The organism is Aeromonas dhakensis, assembly GCF_000820305.1.
GTDB classification, from domain to species: Bacteria; Pseudomonadota; Gammaproteobacteria; order Enterobacterales; family Aeromonadaceae; genus Aeromonas; species Aeromonas dhakensis.
In genome coordinates this window covers 1-26,682 of the sequence record NZ_CDBH01000013.1, presented here as the reverse complement: position 1 = coordinate 26,682, position 26,682 = coordinate 1, and the positions used below count along the sequence as shown (strand labels likewise).

Here is a 26,682-nt window from a genome sequence, read left to right as displayed (position 1 = left end):
CCTCGGCATCCCTTTTTTGTGCATGGCGTGGCGGGCTTGCTGGCCGGCGCGCTGTCATCTGCACCTGGTCACACGTCCGGCCCTCTGCTCGGCCGGGTTCACTGCTCTGCTGGCATCTCCGGCGCGGCGCTTCCCTGGGTACCGGTGACCCGCACTTCCACCCGGCGATCCGGGGCCAAGCAGTCGATGAGGGCAGCTTTGGCCTTGATGGCATCACACTGGCTGCCGGTGACCGGATTGCTCTCGCCATTGCCCTGGATGCTCACCTTGTCGGCGGGCAGCCCCTTGCCGATCAGGAAGTTGGCGACCGTGCTGGCGCGGGCCTCCGACAGCCTCTGGTTGTTGGCATCCGTGCCTATGCGGTCGGTGTAGCCCATCACCACGGCGCTGCCATCCTTGGGCTGGACGTCGACGATCTGCTGGTAGAGCGAGTCGAGTGCCTGCATCCCCTCCGGCTTGAGATCCGCCTTGCCGAACGCAAACAGCACGTCCGAGCTCAGGTTGAAGGTCTGATCCACCGGCTCGGGGGCGGGCGGTGGCGGGGGAACGACCATGGGCGCTGGAGCCGGCTCGACCGGTTTGCTGCGGTTGGGGTGGATCACCAGCTCCAGGGTGGCGGTGCTGATGTCGCTGACCCAGCGCTGGGTACCGCTGCCCACCTTGTCGTTGTCAGGATCGTCGCCGACCCGGACCAGATAGCGGTAGCGGGCCTGGATGTCGACCCAGTCGTGCAGCTTGGCGGTGAGGCCGAGACCGGCCAGCGGAGCCAGGTTGTTGTCACCGCCGTTGACGGATTTGACGTGGTAGAGGTAACCCCCCCCCTCGGCGAACACCGAGAAGATATCCCCCAGCGGCAGCCGCCCAATCACCGACAGGGTGGCGCCCTGGCTGCTGAAGTCATTGCCCTGCACATCCCAGTTGCCGGTCGACAGGTAACCCAGTTCACCTCCCAGGTTCTCGGTGAAGTTGTAGCCGCCGAACAGGGAGAGCGCGGTGGCGTCCTTGCTCGCATCCTTGCCAAAGTCACCCAGATCGTGAGCGATGGCCCAGCCGCCACCCACCCCGGCGTACCAGTCGTTGTCCGGCGCCGCCTGGGCACCCGTGGCCGCCAATGCCAATGCAATCCAAACCGGTTTTACTTTTATGTTCATCGCGTATCCTCGTCGATGCTGGTGTAGTAGGGCGCAAGCCCTGTTGAGTACAACCACCACTATTTATAGGTGATGCAGAGCGTTTAACCAGCTGACGGGGCAGGTTGGCAGGAAATGTGCACAGAAATGCGCACAAAAGCGGAGCAGGTTGGCGGGCCTGACGAGGGGAATAAAAAAGGAGGCCTGATGGCCTCCTTCATGGTCAGCGGGCTGACGACTTACTGTTGAACTTGCTGTACACCGGTGACGCGCACTTCAACGCGACGGTCCGGCGCCAGGCAGGAGATCAGCTGAGCCTTGGCCTTGATGCCGTTGCACTGGGTACCGGTGACCGGGTTGGCCTTGCCTTGACCCTCGATGGAGACCTTGCCAGCCGGCAGACCCTTGCCGACAAGGAAGTCGGCCACGGTGCGGGCACGGGCTTCGGACAGCTTCAGGTTGTAGGCTTCGGAGCCGATGCGGTCGGTGTAACCGACGACCACGGCGCTGCCATCTTTGGGCTGAACGTCAACGATCTGCTGATACAGGGTGTTCAGGGCGGCCACACCTTCCGGCTTCAGAGTGGATTTGCCGAAGGCAAACAGCACGTCCGAGCTCAGGGAGAAGTTCTTGTCGACCATCACCGGCTCAGGAACGGGCTCGGGTGCCGGGGCGGGCACAGGGGCCACATAGGTGGTGCGGTTCGGGTGCATCACCAGCTCCAGGGTCGCCACGCTCATGTCGGTTTCCCAGGTCTTCTGCTCGTCACCCAGGTTCCACATGTAGCGGTAGCGGGCTTGCAGATCGAGCAGGTCGGAGAGCTTGGCGGTCACGCCCAGACCGGCCAGCGGGGCTGTACCGTTGTCGCTGCTGCCGTTGCCGTTGACGTGGTTGAAGTAGGCGCCGCCTTCTGCAAACACGGAGAAGATGTCGCCGAGCGGCAGACGGGCCAGACCGGACAGGGTCGCGCCCTGGGTCTTGAAGTCAACGCCGTCAACGCCGCCTTTGCCGGCATAGAGGTAACCCAGCTCGGCGCCGAAGTTCTCGTTGAAGTTGTAGCCGCCGAACAGGGAGAGCGCGGTGGCGTCCTTGTCTGCGTCTTTGCCGAAGTCGTCCAGGTCGTGACCATAAGCCCAACCTGCGCCCATACCTGTGTACCAGTCGTTGGAGGCTTGAGCGGTGGTGGTGCCCATGGCTGCGATGGCCAGAGCAATCAGGGTGGGTGCCATTTTCATTTTCATCGTTTTATCCTCGTTGAGTTTGCCGTGCTAGGGCGTACTGCGCACTCTTTCAGTTATACCGGCCGCAGATGACAGTCACGCTGCGACCTCCATGGTGAACCACGGTTGGTCTGAATGAAAAAAGAGATGGTTCCTGGATACTCACGAAGCCTTGGCTTCATGGACAACTAACCGGGCCGAATGCACTTTTAATAGTTCATCCAATACCTTACAAGCGGGTTTACTGTATTCTTTTGACTCGCACGGATCAAGTTTCTGTACAGATATCCAGCACTGGCGCGGCGCTGCGGTGATTGTGGAGAAGGAAGCCGAGGGAAACGATTTGACAGGAAGTGACGCTGGTTGCAGTGTTTTTGCTCAAAAACAGGCGGTAGGAAAACAAAAGGGGATGCCGTGGCATCCCCTTTTCGCATTATCTGAACGGAGTCAGATTACTTCTGAACTTCTTGTACGCCAGATACGCGAACTTCTACGCGACGGTCCGGAGCCAGGCAGGAGATCAGCTGAGCTTTGGCTTTCACGCCGTTGCACTTGGTGCCGGTAACCGGGTTGGCTTCGCCACGACCTTCGATGGCAACCTTGCTGGCAGCCATACCCTTGCTGACCAGGAAGTTGGCAACGGTGCGGGCACGGGCTTCAGACAGCTTCTGGTTGTAGGCGTCGGAACCGATACGGTCGGTGTAACCAACGACAACAGCGTTGCCATCTTTCGGCTGGAACTCAACGATCTGCTGGTACAGAGCGTTCAGGGCAGCAACGCCTTCCGGCTTCAGGCTGTCTTTGCCGAAGGCGAACAGCACGTCGGAGTTCAGGGCGAAGTTCTTCTCAACTACCTGCGGAGCCGGAGCCGGGGCTTCTTCAACAACCGGAGCCGGAGCCGGAGCTACGTAGGAAGTACGGAACGGGTGGTATACGGCTTCCAGGGTCGCAACGCTCTGGTTGGACTTGTAGCGTACGTCGTCCGGGGCGTCGCCTGCGTGCAGGTCAGCCACGTCCCACATGTAGCGGTAGCGAGCTTGCAGATCCAGCGCGTCGTTGACCTTGTAGGTCACGCCCAGACCAGCCAGCGGGGATACTTTGGTGTCGCTGGTGCCCAGACCGTCGGTGTGAGCCCAGTAGGCGCCGCCTTCAGCGAAAGCGGAGAAGTCGCCGCCCAGCGGCAGACGAGCGATACCGGACAGGGTGGCACCCTGGTTCTCGTAACGCAGACCGTCGGTGTTGCCGCGGCCAGCGTACTGGTAACCGAATTCGGTACCGAAGTTCTCGGTGAAGTTGTAACCGACGAAGGCGTTGGCAGCAGCAGCGTCTTCAGTACCAGCGTAACCGCCGCCATCGATCTTGTTCAGACCGTTGAAGTGGGCAGCACCGGCACCGGCACCGAAGTAGATGTCGTCAGCGGCGTGAGCGGCAGTTGCACCCATGGCAGCCATGGCGATGGCGATCAGGGAAGGAGCCATTTTCATCATAAAAAAATCCTCGTTGAGATGGCACGTTGTTCACGTGCTTCGCACTTTTTAATTTATGTAAGCTGCAGGCTCTGCCGAACAACAGCGTTGAGTCTGGCAGGGATCCCGGTTCCTTCCGGGAGGCACGCATTCCTGGTGCACTAGCGAGCGGGGGACATTGCCAAAACAATGGTTCACCCCTTCACGAACAGCCGGTGTCATTCCGATGACGTGGCGCACTCTATGCCGAATTCAAAACATGATCAAGCTCACACATAATTCATATGGCAGATTGTGTCGTGTGGGTAACTGGCTGTTTATCCAGATTAATTAGTGATCCAAATAGGATCTGTGCAGTCTCTTTTCGAGTTTCATATAGGCCTGAACCCAGTCAGATTGCGCCATGGCGGGAGATTCCCTCGCCTGGAACACCGCCAGATAATCGGCCTCGGTTGCTTCGCACAGTAAGGGTGTAAAACTGACCAAAAAATGCCGGGCCAGGTAGGGATCGAGGGGCCAGATATTGAGGATGGCCCGGGCCACAGGCTGTACTGCAGCTGAACAGCAAAAGTGGCGGTGGCCCGTCTCGAGCCAGTCGGCCATCTCGGCGAGCGCGCTGGTGGGGACCAGACCGCCATCCCCTCTTGTGCTGGCCAGTGTCAGCTGCTGGCCATTGCCAAGCAGCAGGGTTCCCGCTTCCTGCATGACACCGTCGTGGCTGCGCAGGGAAAGTCCGGCAACGGGCTGGTCGAGAAACAGGCTGCTCTTGTCATCCAGCGCAGCCAAAACTGCTGCCGCCTGATCGTGCAGGGCGGCGGGCAACCAGAAGGCTTCGGCGCGAGTCTGCTGGCCTTGCTGCAATTGGCGACTGAGTTCTGCGGGGGAGGATACCGGGTGTAAACAGGAGATTATGCCGGGAAGTGCCATGGGTTCTTACTCTTAAGGGATAGCCCGCGGATTATACGAGTAATTCCTGTGGCAACAATAAAGGTTTCTTTTCGAGACTGTTTACCTGAGGCGGTTGAGCGATTACCATCCCCGATGTTTGCAAGGGTTGTCGTCGAAAGACGCTGATTAAAGATAGAGACTCGACCATAACGAGTCCGTTCAAAACTGATACACTTGACTACGAGTCGTCGCGAAAAATAAAGGTGGAGTCAATCCGCCGTACGGAGTATGGAACAATATGAATTCAAATATCGTAACTGTTGGTAAGAAGATCCGTCAGATCCGTGAAGCAGTCGGCCTGAGCCGTCCCAAGTTTGCTGATCTGCTGGGCGTTCCCCCGACCACCCTGAAGAACTATGAGCTGGGTTATCGTGAAGTTGGTGGCGCCTTCCTGGTGGCCCTGGCTCACCACCCGGAACTGCACAAGTTCACCCTCTGGCTGCTGGCTGACAAGAAAGTCGCCGAGATCGGCCAGATCGGCCCGGACGATATTGCCAAGGCTTGAGCTGATTGAGCCCTGACAAAAATGCCGCCCTCGAGGCGGCATTTTTTTATCCATCAAATATCTAATTAATTTAATTAAATTTGGCTAATTGTGCTCTCACCAAGGCTTTTCACGAAAATACCTTGGCAAGCCGAATCAATCCTCAGAAAATTCCGACCGCTAAAATTAGCAGTACCCCTCGCATGATGCGCACAGTGAGACAAGCATGAGTCAAATCACTCCCAAGGCCAGAGATGGCTTTACCAGCAAATTCGGCGTTCTTGCCGCCACCCTGGGCTCAGCCGTCGGGCTGGGAAATATCTGGAAGTTTCCCTACCTGACGGGCGAAAACGGCGGTGCCGGTTTCCTGCTGGTCTATGTGATCGCGACGCTGCTGGTCGGCCTGCCGGTGATGATCTCGGAGATCATGCTGGGGCGAAAAGGCAAGTCCGATGCCGTCACCACCCTCAGCAAGCTGGCCCCCAAGGGGCAGCCCTGGTGGTTGATCGCCCTGATGGGCGTGCTGGCAGCCTTCCTTATCATGTCCTTCTACTCCGAAGTGGCGGCCTGGGTCTTTGCCTACATCTTCAAGGCCGTTGACGGCTCCATCCTGTCGACCGATCCCAAGGTGACCGGGGCGGCCTTCGGGGCGCTGATAAGCGACCCGCTGCAGAGCCTGCTCTGGCAGTGGCTGGTGCTGATCCTGATGGGGGGTATCCTGCTGATGGGGGTCTCCAAGGGGATCGAGGCGGTCACCAAGAAGCTGATGCCGGTGCTCTTCATCCTGCTGCTCGTTATCGGCATCCGCAGCCTGACCCTGCCCGGGGCCAGCCAGGGGCTGCACTTTCTGTTCTCGCCGGATCTCTCCAAGATCACCGCCGGGGTGGTGCTGACCGCCATGGGGCTCGCCTTCTTCAAGCTCTCCATCGGCATGGGCTGCATGATGACCTATGGCAGCTACTTTCGGGATGATCAGAACATCCCGCTGACCACCTTCCGGGTGATGTGCGCCGATCTGTTTGTCTCCATGCTGGCCGGCATCGCCATCTTCCCGGCGGTATTCGCCTTCGGCTTTGAGCCCACCGCCGGCCCCTCCCTGCTGTTCATTACCATACCGGCGGTGTTTGCCAGCATTCCGTTCGGCCACCTGTTCATGGTGCTGTTCTTCGTGCTCTCCGCCATCGCCGCCACCGGTGCCATGCTCTCCATCCTGGAAGTGCCGGTCTCGGTGGTCTCCGAGCGATTCCGCATGAGCCGCCCTAAGGCAACCCTGCTCAACCTGCTGGTGCTGGGGGCGGTGGGGTCGACCTGCGCGCTTTCCAACAGCTCGCTGGCGGACGTTCATATCGCCGGCAAGACCTTCTTCGACCTGTTCGACTTCGTCTCCTCCAACGTATTGATGCCCCTTGGCGGCATCTTCCTCTGCCTGTTCGTGGGCTGGGTGTGGGGCTTCGAGCGGATGAAGGAGGCGCTGACCAACGGTGGCGAGCTGGAGCTGGCCATCCTCAAGCCGCTCTTCTTCATCATCCGTTACGTGTCGCCGCTGTTGATCCTGATCGTGATGCTCAAGGGGTTGGGGCTGTTTTAGCCGGCAGTTCCCACAGCAAAAGAGCGCCGCAAGGCGCTCTTTTTGTTGGTGATGCGGATCCGGTGAACCGTGCTAGATGAGGCCTAAGCGGGATAACTCTTCCTTGAGCTGATCGGCGTTGCGCTCGACGCAGGCTTCGCCTTCGTTGATGGCATCGCTGGCGCGGTGGAAATCCATGATGGAGAAGCTGCCAAGGCGCGGGCAGAGCTGGATCTCGGGCGGGTCGCCAGCCATCCGTGCGCGGGTGATACGCTCCTGCATGATGTTGATGGAGCCGGTCATCACGCTCCACATGCCGGGTGTGTTGGGGCTGTCGCCCCGGTTGAACCACTGGCTGAAGCGGTTGCCGCCACTCGGTTCGTCCGGCTCGTCGGTCCAGGGTTGGTGCATGTCGGCGTTGAGGTTGACCGCGATCACCACCTCGGCCCCCATGGCGCGGGCCAGCGAGATGGGCACCGGGTTGACCACGGCGCCGTCCACCAGCCAGCGATCGTCGACCCGGGTCGGGGTCAGGATGCCGGGCATGCCGCAGGAGGCGCGCACGCACTGGCGCAGCGGCCCCTGCTGAAGCCAGATCTCGCGGCCGGTATCGAGCTCGGTGGCGACGCAGGCGAAGGGGAGCGGCAGGCTCTCGATGGCGGGATCCCCTAAATGGTTGGCTGCGATGCCGAACACCTTCTCGCCGCGAAACAGGCCGCCGGAGAGGGCCGGATCGAGCAGGCTGACCACCTGCAAGCGGCTGAAGCCACGCACCCAGCTCTCCAGCTTGTCCAGTTCACCGGCGGCATAGGCGGCGCCTACAAAGCTGCCGATGGAGCAGCCGGCCACCAGATCCGGTTTGACACCGAGTCGCTCCAGCGCCCGTATGATGCCGATATGTGCCCATCCACGGGCCGCGCCGCTGCCAAGAGCCAGTCCCACACGGGGTTTTCGTGCCACTTTGTCTCTCCGAACATGAGTGAGGGGATCAGCTTACCCGCAGTTGCCGGCGCCGTCATCCTGCCAGGGTTCACTGCGATTGCGCCCGTTGGCCTTGGCCTGGTAGAGCGCCACGTCGGCCCGCCTGATGACCTCCTGCAGCGGCGTCTCGGCGCTGCCGTGGTGATAGCCGAGGCTGATGGTGACAGCCAGCGCTGGCGCCAGCGCCTGCCAGGGGTGACTGGCGATGTGCTGGCGCAACCGTTCGGCCAGCTGGTCGAGTGGTTCGCCTCCTTTGGCCGCCAGCAGCAGAAACTCCTCGCCGCCCCAGCGGATCAGGGCATCTTCCCGCCGCAGGTGCTGCTGGCACAGGCGCACCAGCTGGATCAGTACCTGGTCGCCCACCTCGTGGCCAAAGCGGTCGTTGACCTGCTTGAAGTGATCGCAGTCGAACATGATCACCCCGACGCTGCCCCCGCGCTGTTGATGGCGGCGCTCGAACTCGTCGAAGTAGTGGCGGTTGAAGGCGCCGGTCAGGGCATCGTGACTGGAGAGGTAATCCAGCTGCCGGTTCAGACGGCGAGACTTGAGGTTGGCGAGCACGGCCCAGGCCATGAAGAAGAGGGCGATCAGGGTTGGTGCGGACTGACTGAGCAGGGCCCACAGCAGGGAAGGCAAAGGGACGCGATGGAGCAGGATGAGCTCGGTGTCAGGAATGGCGTGCTGGAACTGAAACGCTCCCTGGTGCCAGCGATAGCCAGCCTGCGTCGCCATCGGCTTTGGGCGCAGACCTGCCTCCTTCACGCTGCTGGCCAGGATCTGTTGATGTTGGTTGACCAGAAACAGGGTGCCTATACCGGGAGTAGACTCTCGCAGCAGCTGTTCGAGCCGGGAGAGCAGCACGTCGATGCTGATGACCCCCACCAGCACCTGATCCTTCACGATGGGCTGTGACAGGGTGATCATCTGCCCCGCCCCGGCAAAGTCCTCGTAGGGGCGCGAGACGGTGGCGCGCAGGCTCTTCTCTTTCTGCTTCAGGGCATCCTGCCAGTAGGACTTGAGATAGATGCTGCGCTGAAAATGGAACTGGCTGGAGGGAACCCAGGGGTAGAGGTAGAGGAAGTCATCGACCCCGGTGAAGTAGATCCAGCCGACCTTGTCCCCCAGCAGCTTGCTGGCGGTGGAGAGCAGGGGGGAGAGGCTCAGTGCCAGGTGCAGTCTGGCGGCCCGCTCGCTGCCGGGGGCTGGCAGTGATCCCAGCCCGGTCAGGTTGCCGCTCAGCCCCTTGGGCAGGTCGGCTGGCACCCGATCCAGCGCAAAACCCTGGTCGCCATTCTCCCGCAGGGCGCCATAGAGCTGGAGAGTGAGGGCGGATTGCGGGTTGCTGCGCAGCCGCTCTTCTGCCTGACCGCGCATAGCCTCGAGAAAGGTTTCCATCTGTTGAAACTGGGATTTCAGGCGGGAGGCGGTGCTGAGGGTGTCGCTCTGATAATGGTCGGTGACCTGGGTCAGGGTCAGCTTGAGAGTGATGGCAAGCAGCAGGGCGACGAAGGCGCAGAGCAGCCATTGCAGGCGATAGGTAACAAAATGGGGTCTGGGTTCTGGCATAGGCGTTAGGCGGGATCCGGACAGGTTCGGAGCATCAGTTTAGGGCACAATCGTGAAGCCCGTCTTCTGCTACTGCTATTTCAATCAAATATCGCCGTTTCTGTTACGTTTTGTCACATTTATACATAGTCACGGCATAGTCAGGGGGTAACATGGTGACCATCATTGATGAAGTGCCCTCTTTTCTCTTAATTTCATGGATTGCTTGATGAAAATGCGTACTTGGCTGGTGCTTGCCTGCCTCTCTCTGCTGATTTCCGCCGGCTGGTATTACCGCCACTCTGCCCCTGCCGGCAAACCCCAGCCACGTCAGGTCAACATCCGGGCGCAGACGGTCAGCCAGAGCCTGGCCGAGCCCTCCATCAAGCTGGTGAGCAAGCTGGCCGCCAATCGCTCCGTGGTGATAAGCCCCGAAGTGACCGGCCGCATCGTTAAAATTGCGGTGCGCTCCGGCCAGCAGGTCAAGCAGGGGGACGTGCTGATCGCCCTCGACGCCGGCAAGCAGCAGGCGGAGCTGGCCGAGCAGAGCGCCAGCGTGCGCGACGAGACCCGCAAGCTGCGGGACATGCGCCGGCTGGTGGCGCGCGGTGCCATCACCACCTCCGAGCTGGAAGGGCAGGAGGCCACGGTTGCCCAGGCTCAGGCCCGCGCCGATGCCGCCAGGTACGAGCTCTCCCTGCGCACCCTACTGGCGCCGTTCGACGGTTCGGTCAGCCTCATCGATCTGAGCGAAGGGGCCCTGGTCAACAGCGGCGATACCCTGCTCCACCTGGACGAGCTGGCCAAGCTGCGGCTCGATCTGGCGGTGCCCGAGCGCTACCTCTCCCTGCTGCGCCCCGGCATGGCGGTGACGGCGACCAGTTCGGCCTGGCCTGACCAATCTTTTCGCGGCGTGCTGGAGACCCTGGACAGCCGCGTCTCCAACGATACCCAGAACATCAAGGCGCGGGTGATCATCCCCAATCCTGACGGTCAGCTGCGCCCCGGCATGCTGCTCAACGTCGAGCTCTCCCTGCCGCCGCAGAAGATGACCCTGATCCCGGCCCAGTCGGTGGAGTATGCCGGCGAGCAGCGCTTCGTCTATCGTCTCGAACCCAATGGCAAGGTCAAACGGGTACCGGTGGTGCTGGGGGATACCCATGGCGAAGAGGTGTGGGTGACCGAAGGGCTCAAGGTGGGCGATCGCATCGTGGTCGAGGGGCTGGTCAACCTGCGTGACGGCGTCAGCGTGCACGATCTGGCGGAGGTCAAAGGCTGATGTGGCTCTCCGATATTTCCGTGCGCCGCCCGCTGGTGGCGGTGGTGCTGAGCGCGCTGCTCACCGTGTTCGGTCTGGTGGCGTTTTCCAAGCTGACGGTGCGGGAGATGCCGGACGTGCAGACGCCGTCCGTCTCCATCACCACCATGTACGAGGGGGCCGCCCCCGCCGTCATGGAGAGCCAGGTCACCAAGCCCATCGAGGATCAGCTCTCCGGCATCAGCGGCATCAAGAACATCAACTCGGTGACCCGCAAGGGGCGCTCTGTCATCACGGTGGAGTTCAAGCTCGGCTGGAACATGGTGGAGGGGATCTCGGATGTGCGCGACGCCATCTCCCGCGCCCGCCCCAAGCTGCCGGACGAGGTGGATGAACCTCTGGTCACCAAGGACAACGGCAACGGCGACGTGGCGGTCTGGCTCAACTTCAGCAGTACCCAGATGGACCGCACCGCCATGACCGACTACGCCAACCGGGTATTGGTGGATCCCTTGAGCCTGGTGGACGGGGTGAGCGAGGTGTCCCTCTCCGGCGATCTGACCCAGGTGATGTACGTGCGACTGCGCCCGGCCGACATGGCGGCGCGCGGCGTCACGGTGGCGGACGTGCAGGACGCCCTCAAGCGTGAGAACATCGAGCTGCCGGGGGGCGAGATCCGCAACAACAGCATGACCATGGCGGTGCAGATCGCCCGGCTCTATCACACCGCCGCCGATTTCCAGGCGCTGCAGGTGCGCACCGCCGCCAACGGCCAGAGCATCTATCTGGCCGACATCGCCGATGTGGAGGTGGGGGCCAAGAACGAAGACAGCGCCTACCAGCGCAACGGCCGCGAGAGCCTGGGGATCGGCATAGTCGCCCAGTCCACCGCCAACCCGCTGGCGGTGGCGCAGGGGGTCGAGAAGAAGATGGCCGAGATGCAGCGCTTCCTGCCGGAGGGGGCGACCCTGGAGGTCGACTACGACTCCACCATCTTCATCAAGCAGGCCATCGACGAGGTGTACGAAACGCTGGCCATCTGTGCCGTGCTGGTGGTGGCCGTGCTCTACCTGTTCCTGGGGCAGGGGCGTACCACCCTCATTCCGGCCATCACGGTGCCGGTCTCCCTCATCTCTGCCTTTATCGGCGCCTGGTATCTGGGCTTTTCCATCAACCTCATCACCCTGCTTGCCCTTATTCTTGCCATCGGTCTGGTGGTGGATGATGCCATCGTGGTGGTGGAGAACATTCACCACCATCTGCAGCGCGGCGAACCGCCCCTGCTGGCGGCCTGGCACGGTACCCGCGAGGTGGGCTTTGCGGTGATCGCCACCACCGCCGTACTGGTGATGGTGTTCGTGCCCATCGCCTTCATGGATGGCATGGTGGGCCGGCTCTTTACCGAGTTCGCCATCCTGCTGTCGCTGGCGGTGCTCTTCTCGTCGCTGATTGCGCTCACCCTGACCCCGGCCATGGGTTCCTGGCTGATGCGCTCGGTGGATAGACCCAACCGGCTGACGGCGGCGCTCGATCGCGGCCTCGGCTGGGTGGAGACCCACTACCGCCGGCTGCTCGGCTGGGTGCTGCACCACTCGCGCTGGACCCCGCTGGTGCTGGTGCTCTGCCTGGGCGGTATTGGCGCCCTGTTTGCCCAGCTGCCCACCAGCCTGACCCCGACCGAGGACCGGGGCGTGCTCTACGTGTTCGTCAAGGGGGCCGAGGGCACCAGCATCGAGCGGATGAAGCGCAACATGCAGCAGGTGGAGGCGGCCATCATGCCGCTGCTCGGCAAGGGGGTGGTGCAGGCCATGAGCTTCAGCACCCCGGCCTTCGGCCGCGGCGGCGATCAGACCGGCATGGCCATCATCCAGCTCACCGACTGGGCCGAGCGGGATGAAACCGCCACCGAGTTTGCCAAGTCCCTGAGCGGGCGGCTGGCCGGCATTCCGGACGTGATGATCCGCACCTTCCAGCCGGGTTTTCGCGGTGGCTCCACTGCGGCGGTGCAGTTCGTGCTGCAGGGCTCCGACTATGCTGAGCTCTATCAGCAGGGGCTAGCCCTGAAAGAGGCGGCGGCCCAGAGCGGTCTGATGGAGACGCCGGATCTCGACTATGCCGAGAAGACCCCGGAGCTGCAGGTGACCATAGAGCGGGATCGGGCCAACCAGCTCGGCATCCCGGTCTCCACCGTCGCGAGTTCCCTGCAGGCCCTGCTCGGCGGCATCAGCCAGACAACCTATGTAGACAGAGGGGAGGAGTACGACGTCTATCTGCGCGCCAACCAGCGCGACTTCAACGGCGTCTCCGACTTGAGCCGCATCTACCTCAAGGCGGCCAACGGCGAGATGGTGACCCTCTCGACCCTGGCCACCGTCAAGCAGGTGGCGAGCCCGCAGCGCCTCAATCACTACCAGCGCCAGAAGGCGGTGACCCTGACCGCGGATCTGGCGCCGGGCCATACCCTGGGCGAGGCGCTGGATTACCTGGACGGCTGGGCCAATGCCAACCTGCCAAACGGCATGACGGTGGATTATGCCGGCGAGTCCAAGGACTATCGCGACAACCAGGGTGAGATGGTGATGGTGTTCGCTCTGGCCCTGCTGGTGGTCTATCTGGTGCTGGTGGCCCAGTTCGAGAGCATGCTGACCCCGGCGGTGGTGATGGTGACGGTGCCGCTCGGCATCTTCGGCGGCTTGCTCGGCCTCTGGCTGACGGGGCAGGAGATGAGCATCTACAGCCAGATCGGCATGATCATGCTGATCGGCATGGTGACCAAGAACGGCATCCTGATCGTCGAGTTCATCAACCAGCTGCGCCAGCGTGGCGAAGGGTTTGACGAGGCGATCGTCGCAGGCTCGGTGCGCCGCTTGCGCCCCATTCTGATGACCTCGCTCACCGCCATCATAGGGGCCGTGCCGCTGATGCTCTCCATGGGGGCAGGGTATGAAAGCCGGATGTCGGTGGGCACAGTGGTCTTCTTCGGTCTCTCTCTGGCGACCCTGGTGACCCTGCTGCTGGTGCCCGCCATCTACCATCTGCTGGCCAGACGGGCCGGCATGACTGGCGCGCGGGATCAACAGGTGGACGAGGCACTGGCCGCCAGCGAGGGCGCCTCGCAGCAGGACAAACCGGCCGCCTGATGCGGCCCCCCATATAGGGGCAGAGGCTGGCAAGCAAATGGCTGCGGGTTAATATGTAGCCAGTTTGATACTCGAGGTGAGTCATGTTGCCATCAGCCATTTATGAGCCGCTGCCCTTTGCCTACATGGGCAGCGGTTTGCTGTTGTTGGGGATTGCCGATCAGCCGGGGCTGTTGCTGGCCGGGTTGGCACTCTATCTGGCCGGTTCGCTGGCCTGGTTTCGGCGCGGCGCCTATCGCCGCCCAGACAAGCACCGGCTGATGCGAAAGCAGGGCTGGCCGCTGTGGCTCTACGAGAGCCGACCGTTTGCGCTGATCCTGCTGGGTTTGCTGATGCTGCGTCTGGCCACCCACCCGGTGTTTCTGGCGCCCGCCCTGGTCTGGTGCCTGCTGGGGGGTTATCAGCTGCTGCAGCGTCACTACAACCGTATCGTGCTGGCCCGCGCCTTGGCCTGAGCCGACCATCGACCCGCACTTTTGAGGCGAGCCCCGCTGGCTCGCCTTTTCCGCATCTATCGTAGGGGCAAAAAGCCGTCGCCCCCGCCTTGCTCTGCCGGTATAATGCGCGACCCGAATTGTTCCAGGTGGTCAAAATGCAGCCGGTTACCAACCTCTTCTCCTATCCCCGTTACTGGGCCGAGTGCTACGGCACGGCGCCCTTCCTGCCCATGTCCCGCGCGGAGATGGACAAGCTCGGCTGGGACAGCTGCGATATCGTGCTGGTGACAGGCGACGCCTATGTGGATCACCCGAGCTTCGGCATGGCGGTGATCGGCCGCATGCTCGAATCCCAGGGTTTTCGGGTCGGCATCATCGCCCAGCCGGACTGGTCATCGAAAGATGACTTCATGCGCCTGGGCAAGCCGAACCTCTTCTATGGGGTGACGGCGGGCAACATGGACTCCATGATCAACCGCTACACCGCCGACAAGAAATTGCGCCACGACGATGCCTATACCCCGGGGGATGTGGGCGGCAAGCGGCCGGATCGCGCCACCCTGGTCTATACCCAGCGCTGCAAAGAGGCCTATAAAGAGGTCCCCGTGGTCATCGGCGGCATCGAGGCATCCCTGCGCCGCATCGCTCACTACGACTACTGGTCCGAGACCATCCGTCGCTCGATCCTCATCGACGCCAAGGCCGACATCCTCATCTACGGCAACGCCGAGCGGCCGCTGATCGAGGTGGCTCACCGCATCGCAGGTGGCGAGACCATCGACACCATGCAGGACATTCGCGGCACTGCGGTGATCCGCAAGGAGCCGCTGCCGGGCTGGCGCGGGGTGGATTCGAGCAAGCTCGACCAGATTGGCCGCATCGATCCCATCCCCAACCCCTATATGGAAGGGGCCCCCTGCTCTGATGATGAGGGCACTGCGCCGATGGAGCAGGAGGCCAAGCCCATCCTGGTGCAGCCCCCTAAGCAAAAACCCTGGGAGCTGACCTACGTCAAGCTGCCGGCGTTCGAGCGGGTGAAGGAGGACAAGGTGCTCTACGCCCATGCGTCGCGCATCCTGCACCACGAGACCAACCCCGGCTGCGCCCGCGCGCTCTCCCAGCCCCACGGCGATCGCATCATCTGGGTCAACCCGCCTGCCTTCCCGCTCGAAACCGACGAGATGGACGGGGTGTTCGGCCTGCCGTACCAGCGGGTGCCGCACCCGGCCTATGGCAACGAGAAGATCCCGGCCTACGACATGATCAAGACCTCGGTCAACATCATGCGCGGCTGCTTCGGCGGCTGCTCCTTCTGCTCCATCACCGAGCACGAGGGGCGCATCATCCAGAGCCGCTCGGAAGAGTCGATCTTGAAAGAAATCGAAGAGATCCGCGACAAGGTGCCGGGCTTTACCGGCGTCATCTCGGATCTGGGCGGCCCCACCGCCAACATGTACAAGCTCCGCTGCAAGAGCCCCAAGGCAGAGCAGACCTGTCGGCGCGCCTCCTGCGTCTGGCCGACCATCTGCCCGCACATGGACACGGACCACAGCCCGACCATCAACCTCTATCGCAAGGCGCGCGACCTCAAGGGCATCAAGAAGATCCTGATCGCCTCCGGGGTGCGTTACGACATCGCGGTGGAAGATCCGCGCTACATCAAGGAGCTGGCCAAGTACCACGTGGGCGGCTACCTCAAGATCGCGCCGGAACACACCGAGGAGGGCCCGCTCTCCAAGATGATGAAGCCGGGCATGGGCAGCTACTACAGCTTCAAGGAGCTGTTCGACAAGTATTCCAAAGAGGCGGGCAAGCAGCAGTACCTGATCCCCTACTTCATTTCCGCCCACCCGGGCACCACGGATGAGGACATGGTGAACATGGCGCTCTGGATCAAGTCCAACCGCTTCAAGCTCGATCAGGTGCAGAATTTCTACCCGTCGCCGCTCGCCAACGCCACCACCATGTATTACACCGAGAAAAACCCGCTCAACAAGGTGAGCCGCCAGGGCGGGGACGTGTTCGTGGTGAAAGGGGAGCGTCGCCGTCGCCTGCACAAGGCGCTGTTGCGCTACCACGATCCGGCCGGCTGGCCGATGATCCGCGAAGCCCTGCTGGAGATGGGCAAGGGCCACCTGATCGGTAACGGTCCCGACTGCTTGGTGCCGCCGGAAGGCCGTGGCGAAGCCAAGGCCGAGCGCAGCCGCAGCAAGGGCCTGAAACCTGCCCTGACCCGTCACAGCAATATCGTTCATCAGCGTGGTAATGGGGCTGGCAACAAGGCCGCTCGCAGCGAGGCCGGTGCAGGCAATGCCCCGGCAGCCAGCAGAAATGGCGGCAAGGCGAGCAATGGCAAACCGGTGGGCTCCGAGCTCAAGTTGGGTAAAGGGAACGGCAAACCCGCCGCGCAGAGCGCAGGCCAGAGTGCTGGTAAGAGCAAATCGGCTCACAAGGGCAAGGCGCCGACCCGCGCAGGCTCAGCCAAGCCGGGCACCAAACCCGCCACCCAAGGCGGCAAGCCTGCGGCCAAAGGGAATGGTGCCAAGCGACCGGCGCGGTGAGTTTCCTGATTGGAAAGTGATAGAAATAAAAAGGGCGACCAGAGGATGGTCGCCTTTTTATTATTTAATAAACAACTAGAAGTCAGCAGGAGATGTAGAGTTAAATGAAGCTCATAGGCCTGCATCTCTTAATTCAGCTAATGTTATTTCTTCACCAACGCCACAAATCATATTGTGAATGATTTTTCCTCGTCTAATCCTATTGATTCTATCATTTGAAGCTTGTAATGCTGCCTTATAGTATACAGAGTGAAGAGTATCACCATCTAATCCTATCTGGTCTACTTGATCATAAAAAGATTCTAACCTGTCTACAGTATCAGCAGGGGATAAAGTTCTCTGCTCAATATTTATCAACTGGTCTAGCTCTATTATTAAGGTAAATAGGTCACCTTTTTTCCAAACTCTTGATTTAGGATTAAATCCACACTCGTCAACATATGCAAGAGTTCTCTCAAGACGACCTTTTATTTCATCTTTGTCGTTAAAGTCATCATTATACCTGCTCAGTAGACCCTCAAATATATCATCCCTATTAAAATAGCCTTGAATCATTGTACCAACGATTGTGAGTGCATAACGAAGATCGCCCATTCTCTTATAGTCACTAGCTCTAAAAGTAGAGTGCTTTTCGAAGAACTCATATTCTGCAACGGTTTCGCAAAAAGACTTTAGAGCTCCAGCATAAAGAGCATTATTGACCTCAATATCCAGCAATGAGTATTTGGTTGCATTTAACCTCTTGAATACCTCTATAACTTCTTCTCTTGTAAGAGCACCTAAGTCACGAACAGCAACATCATATTGAAGGTAGCTACGTTTTTGGTCTTCAGTTAAATCTCGGTATGCAGGGACGGTTAATAATCTTAAGTCTGGGTCTGCATCAAAGTATTGTATGATTGTACTTACTCTTTGTAATCCATCAACCAGCAATTGAGATCCTTGTCCTGTTTCTAAATCTACATCACCATCGGCAAAGTAAATCTCGGGAAAAGGGTAACCACGTAAGATGCTGTCTATAAAATGATCTTTATCTTCTCTAGACCAAACAAGCCTTCTTTGAAATTCTGGTCTAGGAATTAGTTTTCCTTCCCTAACCAACTGAATAAGCTCACGAACCTTTTTATTGCTTGCTGCTGTTTTCATGGAATAATTAACTCCTTTCGGCAGTGAGATATGCCTCTGACTTGGTATTTTTTGAGGAAAGTAAGATCACGATAGATAGCTCCGCTAATCTTCCTTCTCATTAACTGAGGTGTTCTAGATAGCTGCATTAAGCGATCTTTAAACGAATCAAGAGTTCTTAGTCTAGCTTCGAAGGGAACTTGATCTGGACGTAGCCAACCATAGACAAGATAGTCTCCAGTTTTGTTCATCTTGTGTGGCATCCAAGGTTTTGCTAACGCATAATCAGATAGCTCATTCCACACTGTATCAAATAATTGTGGTGAACAAACTGCAACATCTATATCTGACTCTGGACCAAATGGACGAAATGCAGGTAAGTGGGCTTGATCACGTTTCTTTTTGTTAAAAAGTCCAAAGCCTAATTTTGCAGAACCCACAATAACAATTTCTGATGATGCGATATCTATTCCAACCGCTTCACTAATACGAATCCTGATGAACTCTATTTGTTCTTCAGTAACATGGAGTGAGGCTGCATTAACTATATGTTCATTGACAAAATCATCTGGTTCTAGCTCGACAAGACAGCGTTTTAGAGTATTTAAGTCCATAATTTATTCTATTAAATGTAAATATGAAAATATAGGAAACCCATTTATGGATCAAGGCATAATGCCACAGAATCTCACGCTACCGCCCGTGGATCACAGCTTCCAATATGCTCCCTTGACCCGCGCTGACAGCAACCCATCGCAGCTCAACAGGTTCTGGATGGCTATGGTAAGCCAAATGAAGCTGACTAGGCGAGCCTTAAAATGATGTAACCATCAGAATTGCATTGTTTTTTGAACTGGATCAGCAAATGGATTTGAAAGGGGCATATATGGCTATTCTCATCCCCTAAAAAGATGACTGTCTTCATCGGGGGAGGCTTTGTTATCTTGCCGGGGATATCCAGGGGCGATAGGTGCCCCTTTATCTCACTCCAACAGGAGCAATCAGATGGCGTTAAAGATGCGATCCCGCAGGGAGAAGGTGGGCAGTGGCCTTGGATTGCTGCTCGGGATTATCGGCTTCAACCTGCTGGTGCCCTTCCTGTTTGAAAAGCAGGCGGGCTTTGATGGCAACCAGATGCTCTGGGCCGCCGTGACGGCGCTGGTCTGCGCCGAGCTGGGGGCCAGAGTGGGCAAGTGGCTGGATCGCCGGTCGCAAGCGAGAGCCGGCGACTGATTCAGGAGGCGGCCGACAGGTCGCGCCTTGCTCTGAACTGGCTGGGAGTCAGGCCGGTGATGCGCTGAAACTCGCGATTGAAATTGGATTTGGTCTGAAAACCGGCGTTCATCAAGATCTGGGTGATGCTCTCATCCGTGTTCAGCAGAGCCTGCCTGGCATGGGCAATCCGATATTCGTTGATGACCCTGGGGATGCTCTGCTGGCGCACCAGATTGACGGCACTGGAGATCTGCTTGGCGGGAATGCCCAGTTTGCGTGAGAGACGGGCCAGGGTCAGCTCAGGATCCAGGTAGCAGCCTTTCTCCTTCATCAGGTTATCGAGCTGGGCCACTATCTCCCGGGCACGATCGTCGCTCAGCAGCGGCGCTTTCTCAGCGGGTTCGGGAACGGAAGTGGGTCTCTCCTCCTCTTCTGCATCAGGGGTATTGACCCCTACCATCACCACGGCCGCCGCCAGCATGGGCACCAGCATCAGGTGGCCCAGCGACAGGATATAAGGCGCCAGCTGGCCTTGATTGAAGGCGAAGTCGAGGGAGACGGCGGCGTCGATGGCCGCCGAAAACAGCAGCATCCAGCCCGCGATATGTTCTGCCCGCCTGACCCCCTCCCACTCATTGAACGAGACATAAAGCAGTAGCTGCGTCTTATCGGAGAAGCGCACCAACGCGATGCCGTAGCAGAGATAGATGGCGGTAAGCAGGCCATCCAGCGGCAGTGGCCACCAGTTGTGGGTCAGCATGCCGAGGGCAACCAGCGCGGGGCCGACGCCGTGCAGCCAGGAGAAGCGGGCGCTAGGCGCCCTGGCCTGGCTGAAGATATGCCAGGCGGCCACCGGAATAAGTGAGGCGAGGATCGGCTGCGCGAGAGTGAGCAGCGCCAGATCGAATGTCCAGCGCAGCCCCACCACGCCGGTGGTAATGGCGCACAGCAGCAAAAAGAGGGCGGTCGTTCTGGCCGCCCGGCCAAGGCGTGCCAGCAAGACGGCGGCCAGCAGTGCCAGCAGCAAGGAGACGATAAAGGGTATGGGTATGGCCAGCATCATGTATCCCGTGTGCAAAGAGTGGCCGTTGACCGGCGGCGGCATGCCAGCATAACGGCTTGGGTCAGGTGAATGAAGCCCATGATGGCGCGGGCGCGGTTCGAGGACGACCTGAAACCGGTTTGAGGACGCCGGGGGGCGCTTTGCTCCCCATGATAAGGGCTCTCAATCACCATAAAAGGCAGGTATCCATGTTCTCTTTCTATTGGCTGGCGTGGCAACGCGCCCTGGATTTTTCGGGTCGCGCCACCCGGGCTGAATGTGGGTGGTTCATGTTGGGCCATCTGCTGGTCACCCTGATCTGCATCTGGCTGGACGTGCTGCTTGCCAATCTGGGCTGGCTGGATCTGAGCTATGGCCTGGTGAGCAGCGTGCCCCTGATTGCGCTTATCGTGCGTCGCTTGCACGACACCGGCCGCTCCGGTTGGTGGGGCTGGGTCTTTCTGGTGCCGGCCGTGGGGCCCTTGCTGCTTATCTATTTGCTGGCGCAGCAAAGTGGGGCAAGCCATGATGGCAAGGAGGCATCGGCATGAGACACGCACTCTGGCTGTTTATGTTGTGCTGCTCGCTGGCGGTGGTTGCCGTCGACAATCCCCACGATTTTCCCAAGGGGGCGCGGGGCCTGCTGCAGGTCGACAGCCTGACCCGTGGCGAGCTGCTGTGGATGCAAGGGCGGGTGGGGGAGGGAACCTATACCACCACGGATGCCGAGGGGCGTCACTGCGCCATCCGAGTGCCGGTGGCTGTCGGCAAGGTGGCGAGTAGCGGCCTTGGCATCGACTCCACTGCAGGGCTGGCCATCGTCGTCATGACGCCGCGGCTCGATGCGGCGCTCAGCAAGGGGGAGCGGGTGAACAGCAGCGAATTCATCTTCTCCCGCGAGGCCGCTGACCCGGCGGCCGACGGTTATATCGTCAGCGGGATCGCGGCAGACGAAGGGTTTGTGCTGAACTCGCGGCGGCGCTGGATAGCCTGGCTGCTGGAAGACAAACCGGCGCTGCGCTGTCAATAAGGCCTCCCTCGTTGGGAGAAAGCGCCGGCCAAAGAAGGTCCACTGGCCGGTGCTGATTGTTTTACTGCCAGATCTCCTGCCCCTTGGCATTGAGCAGGGTGTGAAAGAGATAGTGATCGTCCCGATCGTAATAGACGGTAATGGTGTGACGCTCGGTGTAGTCCGCCGCCACGCTGGCCACCGTCATGGGCACCAGGATCAGCTCCCCCAGCCCCATTGTCACGGCGCTCGCCGTGGCCTGGCCATTGCCGTCAGCGCGCTTGTGGATCTTGCCGAGCACGGTAAAGCGATCGCAGCCCTGCACCTTATCCTCGGTCAGAAAGGTGGCCTGCTGGCAGAGCTGGGGCTCGCCCAGTTCGGCGCGAATGGTCGTTCGGGTCTCCCCCGACACCAGGGTATTGCGAAAGCGCCCCGAGTAGTGATCGAGGGCGGCGGCGCAGCCGCTTAGCAGCCCGAGCAGCAGCAGCGGTGTGAGCCGCAGACAGGCGGGCATCATGGACGAGCCTCGCCATGTGCAAGGGCAGCATCACCTCGCCGCCCGGGTTCGCTGCGATGCAAAAAGGTGGTCAGGGTATCGCGCGGCGGCGTGATGCCGCACTGCACCAGAATGCGCCCGATGGCCCCCCTGTGATAGCCGCCGTGGGTCACCAGATGCAGCAGCATCTCGGCGCGGCTCATCTGCCCCTGGTCGCCATCCGTGAACTGAAACCGGACCTGGGTGTTGCACGCCTGCGGGCTCAGGGTCGCTACATACTCTACCAGCCAGTTATCCAGTGCCGTGACCGCGCCGTGCAGCATCGCCAGGGTCGGCGTCTCGGGGGTATTGGTGGCGGTAAAACCGTGGGGCTCCCCCAGCAGGTTGGCCTTGAAGATGGCATCGACCACATGGATATGGTTGAAGATGCGCAGGGCCATGTGGTGAGCCTCGCCATATTGCGCGGCATCCAGGGTGGCGAGGGCCGCCAGCAGTTCGTCATCGGCCCAGCGCTTGTAATGAAAAAGGGATTGCAGCGTCTCGTTGTTCATCGGTTCCTTGCCCTCATCTGCTCCTTGAAAGGTGGGCATGGTAGCCAAGAAGAGACCGATATGAAACCTGTTCTGCGGCGGTATCGACAGCAGGTCGGTTGCTGCCAGTACGCGGTCAGCCGGGCTCCATGGGCCTGCCAGCCTATGATCCGCTCTCGCTCTGGCTGGTGAAACATAAGGTGATCAATCAGTTACATAGGGATGACCATAAGGCCGTTATCCCCGAACGTCCCTGAAGGACGGGGGAGCCAGAGACACTCGTCCGAAGCCAGTGCCGCCGCCAGGTTTGCAGGGCAGAGAGAGGTGGCAAAAGAGCGGCCAGATGCCCTGAAATATCTGGTTACACTCTTCCCGCCCTGTTGATTGAATAGTGATTGAATAACGAAGGGCCGGGTGTGAAGATGCGCGCCACTCGCGACACGAGCCTGCTCGGCGAGAGATATCAAAAAAGCGACAGCGGTGATGGCGGCGGCGAGCGTCGCGGTCAACACCGCGGCAAAACCGGGCCGGGATGGCCCGCCATCTGTGAGTTCAGACCCCATGAAAAAACTGTTTCTGTTGTTGCCCGCGCTGGCGCTGACGGCCTGTGCCGGCAGCATGACCTCTGTTGACAAGACCAGCCCGCAAGGGCGCAAAGTGGTGGTGGGCCAGTTTCCGCCCAAACCGGAGAACTTGTGCACCCTCAAGCACAACGAAGAGCTCCCGATGAACCTGCTGGAGCGCTATAGCAGCGCAGGACTGCTCAACTCCTATCTGAACAACAACCAGGAGAGCGTCAAGGTGGCCGACGAGAAGCAGGCCAACTATGTCCACGTCTATATCCCCGCCCGTAAAATGCTGTTCGGGGTGATCGACCTTAACTACAACGACAAGCCGCGGGTCACCTACTACGACTGCCAGTCCCTCAAAGGGCTGTCACGGGGCTGATCCTCGCAGGCCGATTCGGCGTGTAATGCAAGCAACAGATGCAGAAACAGGGGCGACCGGCGGGTCGCCCCTGTTGCTTTTGGTGCCGCCGATGGAGGGGAGAGGAGGGGAGTGCTACTCTGTCTGCCAGTTTGCATTGGCCGGTTGGCGAAGGCGTTCGCCATCACTGACCCTGCCCACGCGTGCCTGATAAAACAAGGAGTTGTCATGCGCATTGCCCTCGTAGGTCTTGGTGATATCGCCCAGAAAGCCTATCTGCCGCTGCTGGCCAGTGACGAGCGAGTCACCCCGTTGCTCTGTACCCGCAATTCGACGGTATTGGATAAGCTGGCCCGTCAGTACCGGATTGCCGAGTGCTTCACCGAAGTCGCTGACCTGCTGGCAAGCCGCCCGGATGCGGTGATGATCCACGCCGCCACCGCGGTGCACCTTGAGCTGGCTACCCAATGCCTGCGCGCCTGCATCCCCACCTTTGTCGACAAGCCGCTATGCGACACGTTTGCCGGGGTAGAGAGCCTCGCCAATATCGCCATCGCCAAGAACAGCCCGCTGTTTGTGGGCTTCAACCGCCGCTATCTGCCCGCCATGAGTGAAGCCCGCGGCCAGCCGCTCACCGAACTCAACTGGCAAAAGCACCGCCATGCCCTAGCGGGGGCCCCGCGCACATTTCTGTTCGACGACTTTATCCATGTGCTCGACAGCCTCTGCTACTACGGTGGCACACCTGATAGGGATCTGCATGCGGTGCTGCGGCGCTGTGCCCGCCAACCCGAGTTGTTGGCCGGGGTGAGCGTGGCCTGGCAGAGCGGGCAGGTGGCGGTGAGCGGCAGCATGAATCGCAGCGCTGGCATTACCGAGGAGCGTATAGACGCCTATGGCGACAACCTCTCCCTGCATATCGAGAACTGCACCCGGGGCACGATGGCCCGAGACAAGAGCGTGCTGACCCTGGCCCCCGACGACTGGCAGCCGGTGCTGACCCAACGGGGTTTTGTCGCCATGCTGGCTCACTGGTATCAGCAGATTGAGACGGGGCGGGCCGACGGGGCGCTGATTGAGAGTTACCTGCACGGCCACCGGCTGGCGGAGCAACTGGTCACCCTGGTGGGGGAGTGAAGGTGATCGCCGCGCCGGTTTGCCAGGGCCATCGGCGGGGCGGCGGGCGAAAAAATCGCCGGACCACTGTATGAGATGGCGCATCCCTGCGCAGTTGATTGGCGGGGGCGCTGCCACGCAAGCCAAGCGGGCGCTTGTTTGCTATCTTGGCGAGCAGAAACGGCCTTCAGAGCAGCAGCGAGTCTATGAGCATTATTTTGGGGATAGATCCGGGTTCACGCATCACCGGTTACGGGGTCATTCGCATCGTGGCGGGCAAGGCGGAGTACCTGGGCTCGGGCTGCATCCGCACCGACCTGGGGGAGCTGCCGTCGCGCCTCAAGCAGGTCTATGACGGGGTGAGCGAGATCATCACCCAGTTCAAGCCGGACGAGTTCGCCATCGAGCGGGTCTTTATGGCCCGTAATGCCGATTCCGCTTTGAAGCTGGGTCAGGCTCGCGGCAGCGCCATCGTGGCGGCGGTCAATGCCCTGCTGCCGGTGAGCGAATACTCGGCCACCCAGATCAAGCAGGCGGTGGTGGGCACCGGCGGCGCCGCCAAGGAGCAGGTGCAGCATATGGTGACCCACCTGCTCAAGCTTTCGGCCACCCCCCAGGCGGATGCGGCGGATGCCCTCGGGGTGGCGCTCTGCCACTTCCATACCCGTCAGATCCTGATCAAGATGGCCGGACGCAGCACGGGATCGGTGCGCGGTCGCTACCGCTGAGCCGTGCATGCCGCTGTGATAGCGGCACTGTCGGACAACCGGCCATACACCGGCGAGTTGCCTCTTCTGGCAGCGGCGGCTGTCGGTAGAAGCCTCAAAAGGGTCACTTTCTGTCGCACCTCCTCTTCACCGAGAAGGGCTGCCTGATCGGTCGCTAACGACAATCCTCTCAGTTAATCAACGGCTTGTGATGCATGTCACGTTTTATGACCGTGCCCCCCTCCCTTCGCATGCCCGATCCTGACTCCCATAATATGCGCCGGCCGCGTGGTGCGGCCCGGTGAGCCCTGGGCTCCCGCTTCATCCATCATTGGGAGAGTCGAGAAGTGAAACCTTTTGCAGCTGAATTCATGGGCACCTTCTGGCTGGTGCTGGGGGGCTGCGGCAGCGCCGTGCTGGCCGCCGCCTTTCCGAACGTCGGCATCGGCCTGCTCGGCGTGGCACTGGCCTTCGGTCTGACCGTGCTGACCATGGCTTACGCCATCGGCCATATCTCGGGCTGTCACCTGAACCCGGCCGTGACCATCGGGCTCTGGGCCGGCGGTCGTTTTCCGGCCTCCGGCGTGCTGCCCTACATGGTCGCTCAGGTGCTGGGCGGGATTGCGGCAGCGGCGGTGCTCTATGTGATTGCCAGCGGTCAGGCCGGTTTCGATCTGGCGGCGGGCTTTGCCTCCAACGGCTATGGTGAGCACTCCCCGGGCGGCTACAGCATGCTGGCGGCGCTGGTGTGTGAAGTGGTGATGACCGGTTTCTTCCTGTTCGTCATCATGGGCGCCACTGACAGCCGGGCCCCGGCCGGTTTTGCCCCTATCGCCATCGGCCTGTGCCTGACCCTCATTCACCTCATCAGCATTCCGGTGACTAACACCTCGGTCAACCCGGCGCGCAGCACGGGCGTGGCCTTCTTCGTGGGGGACTGGGCACTGAGCCAGCTGTGGCTGTTCTGGGTCGCACCCATCGTCGGTGCCATTCTGGGTGCATTGGCCTATCGCGCGATCGCGACCAAAGCCTGATCCGTCAGGGCAACAAAGTGTGGTATCGACACGCCCTCGGGCGTGTTTTTTCGTTTCTGGCGGGTACAAAAACGGGCCGCAAGGGCCCGCAGGGGTGTTTGGTCGTCGACAAGAGAGGAGGGGCTTACAACCCCTTGGCGCTCAGCATGTCTTTGTAGCGTTGGCGTAGCAGTTGCACCCGTTCCACATAGGCTCGGGTTTCTGCGTAAGGGGGGATGCCCCCATGCTTTTGCACCGCGCCGGCACCGGCGTTGTAGGCCGCGGTGGCCAGCGCCACGTTGCCACCATACTGCTTGAGCAGCCCCGCCAGGTACTTCACCCCGCCGAAGATGTTCTGCTCCGCCAGCAGGGCATTACCCACCCCCAGCTCCCGCGCCGTGGCGGGCATCAGCTGGGTCAGCCCCATGGCCCCCTTGCGGGACACGGCGAGGGGGTTGAAGGCGGATTCGGCGTGGATCAGCGCCCGGATGAGGGCCGGCTCCACCTGATAGGCCTTGGCCGCCGCCTGGATGGTGCTGGCGTAGTCATAGAGAAACAGCCCCGTGGTGTGCCAGTTGACCTTGGAGTCGGGGTCGCAGGCGTAGCAGTCGTTGAACAGCAGCAGCTCATAGTGGCCCTGATCCGGCATCACGTCCGAGTAGCGCACCACGCCGTTTTTCTGCACCGACTTGTAGACCTGGATCTGGCGGGTACCGGGCGGCAGCGGGGGGCTGGTCGGCTCGGGTGGTGGCAGCACCCCCGGAG

Annotated in this window: 25 protein-coding genes; 13 read left to right on the top strand and 12 right to left on the bottom strand. The window is 60.6% G+C overall.

The genetic code is table 11. From position 1 onward, the window contains the following. Positions 1 to 98: 98 nt before the first annotated feature. The 4 genes from BN1143_RS00960 to BN1143_RS00945 form a co-directional block, all read right to left on the bottom strand. Entirely contained in the window at positions 99 to 1,151 is a 1,053-nt protein-coding gene (locus BN1143_RS00960; protein WP_025202054.1) for an OmpA family protein, read from the bottom strand. A 218-nt stretch (positions 1,152 to 1,369) separates the two neighbouring features. Continuing rightward, a complete protein-coding gene (gene ompA, locus BN1143_RS00955; RefSeq protein ID WP_005298595.1) occupies positions 1,370 to 2,371 on the bottom strand; it encodes a porin OmpA in 1,002 nt (333 codons plus the stop codon). Positions 2,372 to 2,802: 431 nt separating this feature from the next. Next, positions 2,803 to 3,837, bottom strand: a complete 1,035-nt coding sequence (locus BN1143_RS00950; RefSeq protein WP_010634702.1) for an OmpA family protein — start codon at positions 3,835 to 3,837, stop codon at positions 2,803 to 2,805. A gap of 309 nt (positions 3,838 to 4,146) precedes the next feature. Continuing rightward, positions 4,147 to 4,743: a hypothetical protein gene (locus BN1143_RS00945; protein ID WP_042049320.1), complete on the bottom strand. Its 597-nt coding sequence runs from the start codon at positions 4,741 to 4,743 to the stop codon at positions 4,147 to 4,149. A gap of 259 nt (positions 4,744 to 5,002) precedes the next feature. Here BN1143_RS00945 and BN1143_RS00940 point away from each other — a divergent pair, with 259 nt between their 5' ends. Further along, positions 5,003 to 5,269 carry a helix-turn-helix domain-containing protein gene (locus BN1143_RS00940; RefSeq protein ID WP_005298604.1) on the top strand — a complete coding sequence of 89 codons (267 nt, stop codon included), beginning with the start codon at positions 5,003 to 5,005 and terminating at the stop codon, positions 5,267 to 5,269. 205 nt (positions 5,270 to 5,474) lie between these two features. Then, positions 5,475 to 6,836, top strand: coding sequence for a sodium-dependent transporter (locus tag BN1143_RS00935; RefSeq protein WP_025202051.1), 1,362 nt, complete (start codon positions 5,475 to 5,477; stop codon positions 6,834 to 6,836). Positions 6,837 to 6,908: 72 nt separating this feature from the next. Here the strand turns inward: BN1143_RS00935 and BN1143_RS00930 are convergent, their stop codons facing one another. Further along, positions 6,909 to 7,775 carry a patatin-like phospholipase family protein gene (locus BN1143_RS00930; protein WP_005298608.1) on the bottom strand — a complete coding sequence of 289 codons (867 nt, stop codon included), beginning with the start codon at positions 7,773 to 7,775 and terminating at the stop codon, positions 6,909 to 6,911. Between the two features lie 33 nt (positions 7,776 to 7,808). Next, a complete protein-coding gene (locus tag BN1143_RS00925; protein WP_042049319.1) occupies positions 7,809 to 9,362 on the bottom strand; it encodes a sensor domain-containing diguanylate cyclase in 1,554 nt (517 codons plus the stop codon). 208 nt (positions 9,363 to 9,570) lie between these two features. Here BN1143_RS00925 and BN1143_RS00920 point away from each other — a divergent pair, with 208 nt between their 5' ends. From BN1143_RS00920 to BN1143_RS00905, 4 genes are all read left to right on the top strand, one after another. After that, positions 9,571 to 10,620 carry an efflux RND transporter periplasmic adaptor subunit gene (locus BN1143_RS00920; RefSeq protein ID WP_042049317.1) on the top strand — a complete coding sequence of 350 codons (1,050 nt, stop codon included), beginning with the start codon at positions 9,571 to 9,573 and terminating at the stop codon, positions 10,618 to 10,620. Further along, entirely contained in the window at positions 10,620 to 13,739 is a 3,120-nt protein-coding gene (locus tag BN1143_RS00915; RefSeq protein ID WP_042049315.1) for an efflux RND transporter permease subunit, read from the top strand. The genes BN1143_RS00920 and BN1143_RS00915 overlap by 1 nt, the downstream gene beginning before the upstream one ends. Positions 13,740 to 13,822: 83 nt before the next feature. Next, positions 13,823 to 14,194: a hypothetical protein gene (locus tag BN1143_RS00910; RefSeq protein ID WP_010634698.1), complete on the top strand. Its 372-nt coding sequence runs from the start codon at positions 13,823 to 13,825 to the stop codon at positions 14,192 to 14,194. Between the two features lie 137 nt (positions 14,195 to 14,331). Then, positions 14,332 to 16,737 (top strand): YgiQ family radical SAM protein, encoded by a 2,406-nt coding sequence (locus BN1143_RS00905; RefSeq protein ID WP_042049314.1) that lies wholly within the window; start codon positions 14,332 to 14,334, stop codon positions 16,735 to 16,737. Positions 16,738 to 16,848: 111 nt separating this feature from the next. On the opposite strand, the gene BN1143_RS21615 is transcribed toward BN1143_RS00905, so the two are convergent. After that, a complete protein-coding gene (locus BN1143_RS21615) occupies positions 16,849 to 17,883 on the bottom strand; it encodes a DUF262 domain-containing protein (protein ID WP_082038382.1) in 1,035 nt (344 codons plus the stop codon). Further along, a complete protein-coding gene (locus BN1143_RS22255) occupies positions 17,880 to 18,476 on the bottom strand; it encodes a hypothetical protein (RefSeq protein WP_156141270.1) in 597 nt (198 codons plus the stop codon). Before BN1143_RS22255 ends, BN1143_RS21615 begins: the two co-directional genes overlap by 4 nt. 391 nt (positions 18,477 to 18,867) lie before the next feature. Here BN1143_RS22255 and BN1143_RS00900 point away from each other — a divergent pair, with 391 nt between their 5' ends. Then, a complete protein-coding gene (locus BN1143_RS00900) occupies positions 18,868 to 19,095 on the top strand; it encodes a hypothetical protein (protein WP_042049312.1) in 228 nt (75 codons plus the stop codon). A gap of 1 nt (position 19,096) precedes the next feature. Here BN1143_RS00900 and BN1143_RS00895 read toward each other — a convergent pair whose 3' ends face one another. Continuing rightward, complete coding sequence (locus BN1143_RS00895; RefSeq protein WP_042049311.1) at positions 19,097 to 20,137, bottom strand: helix-turn-helix transcriptional regulator; 1,041 nt, start codon at positions 20,135 to 20,137, stop codon at positions 19,097 to 19,099. Positions 20,138 to 20,328: 191 nt separating this feature from the next. On the opposite strand from BN1143_RS00895, the gene BN1143_RS00890 reads away from it, so the two are divergent. Together BN1143_RS00890 and BN1143_RS00885 are read left to right on the top strand one after the other, a co-directional pair. After that, positions 20,329 to 20,670, top strand: coding sequence for a DUF805 domain-containing protein (locus BN1143_RS00890; protein WP_042049310.1), 342 nt, complete (start codon positions 20,329 to 20,331; stop codon positions 20,668 to 20,670). Next, a complete protein-coding gene (locus tag BN1143_RS00885) occupies positions 20,667 to 21,149 on the top strand; it encodes a hypothetical protein (protein ID WP_042049309.1) in 483 nt (160 codons plus the stop codon). Before BN1143_RS00890 ends, BN1143_RS00885 begins: the two co-directional genes overlap by 4 nt. A 61-nt stretch (positions 21,150 to 21,210) precedes the next feature. On the opposite strand, the gene BN1143_RS00880 is transcribed toward BN1143_RS00885, so the two are convergent. Then, positions 21,211 to 21,645: a hypothetical protein gene (locus tag BN1143_RS00880; RefSeq protein WP_042049308.1), complete on the bottom strand. Its 435-nt coding sequence runs from the start codon at positions 21,643 to 21,645 to the stop codon at positions 21,211 to 21,213. Beyond that, positions 21,642 to 22,175: a DinB family protein gene (locus BN1143_RS00875; RefSeq protein WP_042049307.1), complete on the bottom strand. Its 534-nt coding sequence runs from the start codon at positions 22,173 to 22,175 to the stop codon at positions 21,642 to 21,644. Before BN1143_RS00875 ends, BN1143_RS00880 begins: the two co-directional genes overlap by 4 nt. Positions 22,176 to 22,715: 540 nt before the next feature. Here BN1143_RS00875 and BN1143_RS00865 point away from each other — a divergent pair. The 4 genes from BN1143_RS00865 (at position 22,716) to aqpZ (ending at position 25,938) form a co-directional block, all read left to right on the top strand. Continuing rightward, entirely contained in the window at positions 22,716 to 23,102 is a 387-nt protein-coding gene (locus BN1143_RS00865) for a hypothetical protein (protein WP_005298645.1), read from the top strand. Between the two features lie 207 nt (positions 23,103 to 23,309). After that, positions 23,310 to 24,218: a Gfo/Idh/MocA family protein gene (locus BN1143_RS00860; protein WP_042049304.1), complete on the top strand. Its 909-nt coding sequence runs from the start codon at positions 23,310 to 23,312 to the stop codon at positions 24,216 to 24,218. Positions 24,219 to 24,403: 185 nt separating this feature from the next. Continuing rightward, entirely contained in the window at positions 24,404 to 24,925 is a 522-nt protein-coding gene (ruvC, locus tag BN1143_RS00855) for a crossover junction endodeoxyribonuclease RuvC (RefSeq protein ID WP_005298649.1), read from the top strand. 326 nt (positions 24,926 to 25,251) lie between these two features. Beyond that, the gene (aqpZ, locus tag BN1143_RS00850) at positions 25,252 to 25,938 is read left to right on the top strand and encodes an aquaporin Z (protein WP_017788518.1); all 687 of its coding nucleotides are present in this window, start codon (positions 25,252 to 25,254) and stop codon (positions 25,936 to 25,938) included. A gap of 124 nt (positions 25,939 to 26,062) precedes the next feature. Here aqpZ and BN1143_RS00845 read toward each other — a convergent pair. Then, positions 26,063 to 26,682 (bottom strand): lytic transglycosylase domain-containing protein (locus BN1143_RS00845; protein ID WP_042049302.1); only part of this gene is annotated, 620 nt, incomplete at its 5' end.